4 protein-coding genes are annotated in these 7,591 nt (G+C 65.8%); 2 read left to right on the top strand and 2 right to left on the bottom strand.

What is annotated here, in order from left to right:
• Positions 1–920, bottom strand: a 920-nt coding sequence (locus B5F73_RS05290) for a type II CAAX endopeptidase family protein (RefSeq protein WP_087227221.1), incomplete at its 3' end; no start/stop codon positions are given.
• Positions 921–1,013: 93 nt separating this feature from the next.
• Between B5F73_RS05290 and B5F73_RS05285 the strand changes: the two genes are divergently transcribed.
• Together B5F73_RS05285 and B5F73_RS05280 are read left to right on the top strand one after the other, a co-directional pair.
• Positions 1,014–2,975, top strand: a complete 1,962-nt coding sequence (locus B5F73_RS05285; RefSeq protein ID WP_087227220.1) for a BMP family ABC transporter substrate-binding protein — start codon at positions 1,014–1,016, stop codon at positions 2,973–2,975.
• A gap of 9 nt (positions 2,976–2,984) precedes the next feature.
• Positions 2,985–3,626 carry a metallophosphoesterase gene (locus B5F73_RS05280; protein WP_087227219.1) on the top strand — a complete coding sequence of 214 codons (642 nt, stop codon included), beginning with the start codon at positions 2,985–2,987 and terminating at the stop codon, positions 3,624–3,626.
• Between the two features lie 132 nt (positions 3,627–3,758).
• Here the strand turns inward: B5F73_RS05280 and B5F73_RS09275 are convergent, their stop codons facing one another.
• Entirely contained in the window at positions 3,759–7,535 is a 3,777-nt protein-coding gene (locus B5F73_RS09275; RefSeq protein ID WP_143803143.1) for a hypothetical protein, read from the bottom strand.
• Positions 7,536–7,591 lie beyond the last annotated feature (56 nt).

The following is a 7,591-nucleotide window of genomic DNA, read 5'->3' as shown; positions in this document are numbered from 1 at the left end:
CGGTCGTCGTCGGAGGGCGGGGCGAGCGTGGGGTCGTCGTCGGCCCGGGGGTACCAGTCCTGCTCGAACGGGCCTGACGCCGGGAGCGGGGTCTTCTCGAGCAGCTTCCACGCATGCACGGCGGCGGGCGCGTAGAGCGCGATCAGCACGAGGTAGACGACCACGAGAGCAAGGCCCAGGAGCACGGCGAGCTCGCCCTCTCCCCCGCTCACGTAGCCGCCGAGCGAGTCGTCCAGCTCGCCGATCACGGCGAGCAGCGCCATGGGGAAGAAGTCCGCGAGGGCATGGATCGCCACCACGCCGAGGAAGCTGCGCGTGCGCACGTAGACGGTCCCGAGCACCAGGGCGATGCAGGTGGTCTGCGCGGTCTTGAGCAGCATCTGGACAAGCGTCAGGGGGTCGAGCTCCCCCACCAGCGCCACATGCGCGGCGCCAAAGATCACAGACGACACCAGCACGGCCGTCACCACGCCGTTGCGCGTGGAGCCCCGGCCGAAGAGCAGGCCGCCGAGCAGCAGCACCCTGAAGAGCGTCTCCTCGTAGAGGCCCACGCTCAGGCAGAGCAGCGCCACGCCGGCGAGGTCGACGGCCCAGGTGGGCGAGAGGGGCACCACCTCGCCCGACGCCGCGAGCTGCAGGAGCGACACGACCTCGACCACGCACAGCCCCATGACGATGAGGACCGGGTAGCGGCCCTCGCGCAGGGCGCGTCGCAGGCCGACGGTGGACGGCGCGAGCGACCGCGCGCCGCCGAGAAGCGCCACGAAGGCGACCGCGAGCGCGAACAGGAGCACGCGCTGGAGGGCCTGGTCGAACAGGTACGGCAGGCCCGGGAAGCTCGGCACCGCCAGGAGGGCGAGATAGCCCGCCACCGTGAGCGCGACCGCCCAGCCCCGCCTATGCCCCTTGATGAGCGCCATGTGGACCTCCCGTCATATCGCAAGGATACCAGTCGGCGCCGACCGCGATTCGCTACCATGTATGGGAACGGTCCCGCCCAGGAAGGGAGCGCCATGCTCGAGGACTACGCCAAGGCACGAAAGCTCGGCCTCAAGCAGGTGGAGCGCGACGTCGCCGCCGGGCGCTACCCCTATCCCCCCGCCCTCGACGACATCCTCAAGAACCAGGGCTACCAGGGCGAGGTCCCCGTCGGGCTCGCCGAGGTCGACCTCTCGCTCATCGCGGGGACCAAGACCCGCGGCAGGCAGAACATGTTCTCCAGCAGCTTCCTCCCCATCGCCGACCCCGAGTCGGAGTTCGCGATGAAGTGGAGCGACCTCATCGACTCGCAGCGCGCCGAGGGGCTGCGCGACCCGATCGTGGTCTACGAGTACCTGCAGCGCTTCTACGTGCAGGAGGGCAACAAGCGCGTGTCGGTCTCGCGCTACCTGGGCATGCCCACCATCCTGGCGAGCATCACGCGCGTCACGCCCATGCCCTCCGACGAGAAGGCCCTGCGCCTCTACCACGAGTTCACGCGCTTCTACCGGGTCTGCCCCATCTACGGCATCATCTCCGACCAAGAGGGGTTCTACGCGCGCCTAGCCGCCCTTCTCGGCCAGGGGCTCGACGAGCCGTGGCCCGAGGACGTGGTGCGCGACCTGCGTTCCCTCTTCGACAGCTTCTCCATGTCCTGGCACGCCCGCGGAGGGGACGCGCTCGACCTGCAGGTCGGCGACGCGCTCGCCACTTACGTCACGATCTTTGGCTTCGAGCACGTGCGCGGGCTCACCCCCTCCCTGGTGGACGCCGAGGTCGGCAGGATCTGGGGCGAGTTCGTGGTCACCCAGGGCGAGGGCGCGCGGGCCTACCTCGAGGACCCCGCGAAGGGCCACACCGCCCCGCTGCCCAAGCTCAAGAACCTCGCCAAGACGACGATGCGCGCCAAGCCCTTCCGCGTCGCCTTCATCTACGACCGCAACCCGCTCTCCTCCGGCTGGATCGCCCTGCACGACCGCGGGCGCCAGAAGCTGGAGATGCGCCTGGGCGCCACCGTCTCGACGCGCGTCTTCACCGACCGGAGCTCCGACGACGCCTTCGACCAGGCCGTGAGCGAGGCCGCGGACTACGGCGCCGACCTCGTGGTGACCTGCTCCCCCACGCAGATGCGCCAGGTCACCCGCGCCGCGGCCGAGCATCCGGGGCCGGCCTACCTCAACTGCTCCGTGAGCCTCTCCCACAGCGCGGTCCGCGGCTTCTACGGCCGCATGTACGAGGCCAAGTTCCTGCTCGGCGCTCTGGCGGCGAGCCTGGCGGGCCACCACAAGGTGGGCTACGTCGCCGAGTCGCCGGTCTTCTCGACCGTCGCGGAGATCAACGCCTTCGCCATCGGGGCCCAGATGGTGGACCCCTACGTGACGGTCCACCTCAAGTGGTTCTCCGCCAAGGACTTTGACTGGCGCCGGGAGCTGCGCGAGGAGGGGGTGCACATCATCTCCGGGCACGACTACGCCAACCCGCTCGCGCCCAAGGAGTCGTGGGGGCTCTACCGGGTCAACGACGACGGGACCGAGGACCATCTCGCCGAGCCCGTCTGGAAGTGGGGTCGCTACTACGAGATGCTCGTCCGCTCCATCAGGAATGACACCTGGAAGAAGGAGGGCGAGAAGGTCAGGGGGCAGTCGCTCAACTACTGGTGGGGCATGTCGGCCGGCGTGCTCGACGTGCGGCTCTCCGACGAGCTCCCGCGCGGGCAGCGCATGCTCGTGGACGTGCTGCGCCAGTCGGTGCTCTCCGGGCGCGTGCACCCGTTCACGGGCAAGCTCGTCGCCCAGGGCGGCGACGTGGTCCAGGGCCCAGAGGCGGGGCGCCTCACGAGCGAGCAGATCGTGCGCATGCGCTGGCTCAACGAGAACGTGGTGGGACGCCTGCCCGAGCAGCGCGAGCTCGACCGCGACGGCCTCGTGGAGGTGGAGGTCGCGGGCGTGATCCCGGTGGACCCGGCGACGGTCCTGCTCAAGGACACGAGCCGCTAGGGGGGCAGCGTGCGGATTCTCTGCATATCGGACGTGGAGGAGGGCTGGCTCTACGACCACTGGGACCACGACCGGATTGCCGGCGTCGACCTGATCGTCTCCTGCGGAGACCTGCCCGCCCGCTACCTCGAGCACATCGTGACGCTCGCCAACGTCCCGCTCGCCTACGTGTGGGGCAACCACGACGCCGCCTACGAGCGCCACGCCCCCGAGGGCTGCGTGGACATTGACGGCCACGTGCGCGACTTCCACGGCCTTCGCCTCATGGGGCTGGGCGGCTCCATCCGCTACAACGACCAGGTCCACGGCTTCACCGAGGCGGAGATGGCGAGAAGGGCGGCGCGGATGGCGCTGCTCGCCCAGGCGAGCGGCGGGGTCGACCTCATCGTGACGCACGCGCCGGCGCGAGGCTACGGCGACCTCGACGACCTGCCGCACCGCGGCTTCGAGGCGCTCGACCGCCTGCTCGAGCGCACGCGCCCGCGCCACCTCCTGCACGGGCACGTCCACCTGGAGTACGGCCGCATCGAGCGCGTGCGCGAGCACCCCAGCGGTGCCACGATCATCAACGCCTGCGGCTCCTACCTGCTGGACCTCCCCGACGAGTCGATTCCCGAGCGACGCGGGCTCTTCCGTCCCGAGAGCGTGTAGGACCGCGCGTTCTTCTCGGCCGCAGGCCCTTCTCGCGCACCCTTCTCGACGAGAAGAACGACGACACAAGAAAGCGGCCTCGCTCCCTCCGTGAGGAAACGAGGCCGCTCCTGATGTCGGAGACGTCTTCCGCTAGCCGTCGTGACGCTTGCGGTAGATCACCGTGCCCGCCACCAGCGCCGCGCCGCACGCCGCCAGGACGCCGGTCAGCACTGTCGGGGTGCGGTCACCGGTCTCCGGCATGCCGGAGCCGTCGGGCTCCGTCACGGGCGTCGTGCCGTGCTGCTCGTAGCCGCAGACGGTGCAGGTGCGCACCCACTGGCCCTTCTCGGACTCGGTGGACTCGCTCACCTGCTCCCAGTCGCCGAAGGTGTGCTCCGCCCTCTCGGAGACGGCGCCGCAGACCTCGCAGACCTTCCAGTGGGTCTCGCCGTCGCACTTCCAGTCGGACCAGACGTGCTCGTGGGGAGCTGCGGACTCGGTCTCGAAGGTGGCCTCGATGCTGTGGTCCTCGGTCACGCCGTCAAAGGCGTAGGAGTCCACCCGGCCCACGGACTCGCCGTCGACCTTGACGTCGGCGATGACGTAGCCGTCGTTCGGCGTGATGGTGAAGGTCTGGCCGTCGCCCTCGGACACCGTCACGTCACCGGACGGCGTGATGGTGCCGCCCTCGCCCGCCGTGGCGGTGATGGTGTGGAGCGTTGAGCGGGACGTGACCACGAGCTCCTGGTCCTCCTTGCTCGCCGGAACGGTGAAGGTCCCGTCCTTCACCTGGTCGAGCACCGAGACGCCGTTCAGGGTGACGTCGGCGATGGCGTAGTTCTCCTTCGCCTCGATGGAGAAGGTCTTCCCCTCCTCGACGGAGACGGTGAAGGTGCCCGCCGGAGTCACGGTGCTGCCCTCGTCGGCCGTGGCGGTGATGGTGCGGGCGTCGGTCTGCCACACGATGGCGAAGGGGCTGAACCCAGCGCGCTCGGTGTCGAACTTGATGCCCGCGTCGGTGAACTCGACCTCCATGGTCTCGAGCTCGCACGCGGCAAGGGCCTCCTCGACCTCTGCCTGGCCGGCGATGCCGTACTCACGGTGCAGGCCGGGGTAGTGCACGACCTGGACACCGAGGCTTTCTGCGGTCTCCTTGGTCACGCCCTCGGGATAGGGCAGGTAGATGGTGGTGCCGTAGCTGGCAGAAACCCACGCGTTGCCGTTGTAGGCGTCGACGAGGTCGAGGTAGTGGAAGTCGTAGCGCCATGCCTGGCCCTCGCCCGCGTCGCCCAGATAGTCCGCGGCTTTCTGCTCCATGAGCTCCTGGCGGCCGTCGCCGATCTCGGTGAGCAGGTCGTCATCGAGCAGCTGGATGCCCTCGGCGTCAACCTCGCGGTCCTCATCGTCGTTGGTGTAGAAGCTCGGATCGAAGCCGAGCTTGTTCGCAACCGCCTCGGCGTGCTTCACGGGCTCGGTCGGCTCCTCGGTCAGAAGCTCGTGCGTCGTAGTGCCCTCGGTGGCACCCTTGACGTCCGCGGTATGACGCACGATGAGCGTGCCGTCCTCGAGCTTGGAGTTCACCTTATTGCCGTTGATGCGAACCGTGGTGCCGGGATCCTTCCAGTCGAGCGAAACGGTATACTCTCCCGGCTTGGCGTCGGACTCGACCGGATTGCCCTGCTCGTCAAGATACGTAACATCGAAAAGGCTGATGAGCGTACTCTCGAACGTGACGCCGCTTGCCTCGTCCTCGGTGACCGACTGGCCGTTAACCTCCATCGACTTGATCTCGTCAACCGAGTTGTACATCGTGACGACCGGGAACCCGCCGTTGTCGTACTCCTTGTCGCCCTGGCCGCCGCCGGTATAGATGGTAATGTCGTCGGAGGCGAGCGTGTACTCGGCGTTGTTGACGAACATGAGAGCATACGACTGTCCGGGCGTAAGCCCGTCGAGCGTCACGTCGATGACATCGCCGTTTTCGACCTCTACAAGCTCAACTTCCCCGTTAGGCTTACCGTCCTCATTGAGCGGAACACACGCAGCGAAAAGCCCCGTGTTCGTCACACCAACCGGCTTGCTCGCCGTGAAGTGGACGGACCCCTCCGAGGGCTGGAACCAGAGAGCGCTGGTGCCACGCACTTTCCAGTCGGGGTGCTCGGCGGTCACAGCGCCCTTGATAGCGGTTACCGCAGCGTCATGTGCGACGCCAAGACCGATGTTGGGATAATCCGCGTCAAGCGCCACCGTGCCGAAGGGAAGCGTGACAGACTGGTTGCCTACCAGCGCCCCACGACCTATCGCTACATGCTGCAGGGCGTCGGTAGCGGCGGCAGGATTGTTGTTCGCCGTTACGTAAATCTGGGTTGCCCCGTTGTTGTTCCCGGAAATAACGCTCCCTTCGGTAATCGCGAGAGACGATCCAGCGGTATAGCCGTACTGGATGGCATAGCCATCGCAATCGCTTATCTCACCCGAAATGACCGCCGTCGAGGGATCGTCAATTCTGATCGCCTTGCCGGAGCACATGGTGATCTTCCCCGTTGAGCCAAGCGTCATCGAGCCGTTTTTCATCGAATTGTTATTTGAGAGCCAGAGAACTGTCCCGACTTCAAAGTTGTTGATCTCGCCGTTTACCTCAATGGTGGTGCGCCCGCCGTTTCGATACAGCATCGCCGCGTCACTTGTGGAGCAGTTCTTGATCACGCCGGTCTCCCCCAAGGAGAACACAACGTCACCGCCTCCCCAGAGACGGAAAAACACGTTGTCGGTATGGCAATCCTCGATTCGTCCGTTGATATAGACCTTTCCGCCATTCAGATTGAATAAGCCAATCGTACCGATATCGGTAATGGAAGAGCCCTCATCCATCGTGAATGAGCTACCAATGAGCATAACGGCAACATCGCCAGCCTTCCCATCATGGCTACTGATGTCGCTGATCGAACCCGTAGACGTCAACTCGAAGGTGCCCGTCGAGGCCTCGCCATAATACACCATGCCGCCAAAATCACCTGAGAACGAGCCTGTGTGGGCCATCATAGTCTCATTCGATTTGATGTCCGAGATCGACCCGCCCACGGTGGTAATACCGCCATCCTCGGAGTAAATCGCACGCCCGTTGACGTGCTCGATCGATGAGCCCTCCTGCATCTCGACCTTGCCACCCTGGTTCCAGATGGCCGCAAAGCCGCCCTTACGCGCAACGGAACTGCTGCTGTCGCAGATCATGCTTCCAGATTCCATGAGCAGCGTGCTGCCGCTCCAGTTCCCATCGGCATCTCGGTTGCCGCCCACGCGCACGGCGCACAGCCCGCCATAGTTCTTGAGAATCGTGCCCTCACCCAAGATCACATGGCCATGACCGTCACCGAACGCCGTGATAATGCCGCTTTGGACCTTAGCTTCGTTGTTTTTATCCGAGACGTCCTGTCCCGTCTTCTCCTCAACGAACTCGCTGCCCTCGTGGAGCATCGCATCGTCGAGCGTAATGCTCTCTAGGCGAAGCGTGGCACCATTCGCCACCTCAAACATGCTGCCATTAAATCCGCCACGGTTCAGATCCTGGCTCTTCTCGAACTCATCAGCCCTCGTCACGACGTGTTCGCCGCCGTCTATCGTCACGGACTTGCCGTTCACGTAGGCCATCTTCGCAATAGAGAGATCGCTCATCACGTACACGGTGCCGCCATCTTTAACGGCAGAAACCGCCTCAGCAAGCGAAGCGAGGGGATGCCCCTTGGAGCCGTCGCCGTCGGTATCGCTGCCCTGATTCGAAACGTACACGACGTCGAGTGAGTTCTCCTCAACCGCACGGGGCTCGACGTCCTTCTCGCCCTCGGAATCCGCCTGCTGCTCGACCGAGACCCCCTCTGGGTCCTCCGTGGCCGCCGTTTGAGCAAGGGCGGGAACCGCCCCCAGGGCCATGCTAGCTGCTAGGGCAAGCGAGAGCCAGCATACCCCCCCCCTGACACTTCTTCTCA

Origin of the sequence: Olsenella sp. An270 (genome assembly GCF_002159735.1) — a bacterium.
In the GTDB taxonomy this organism is placed as follows: domain Bacteria; phylum Actinomycetota; class Coriobacteriia; order Coriobacteriales; family Atopobiaceae; genus Thermophilibacter.
Note: the sequence above shows the minus strand (reverse complement) of the source record. Positions and strands in the feature narration are given on the sequence as shown.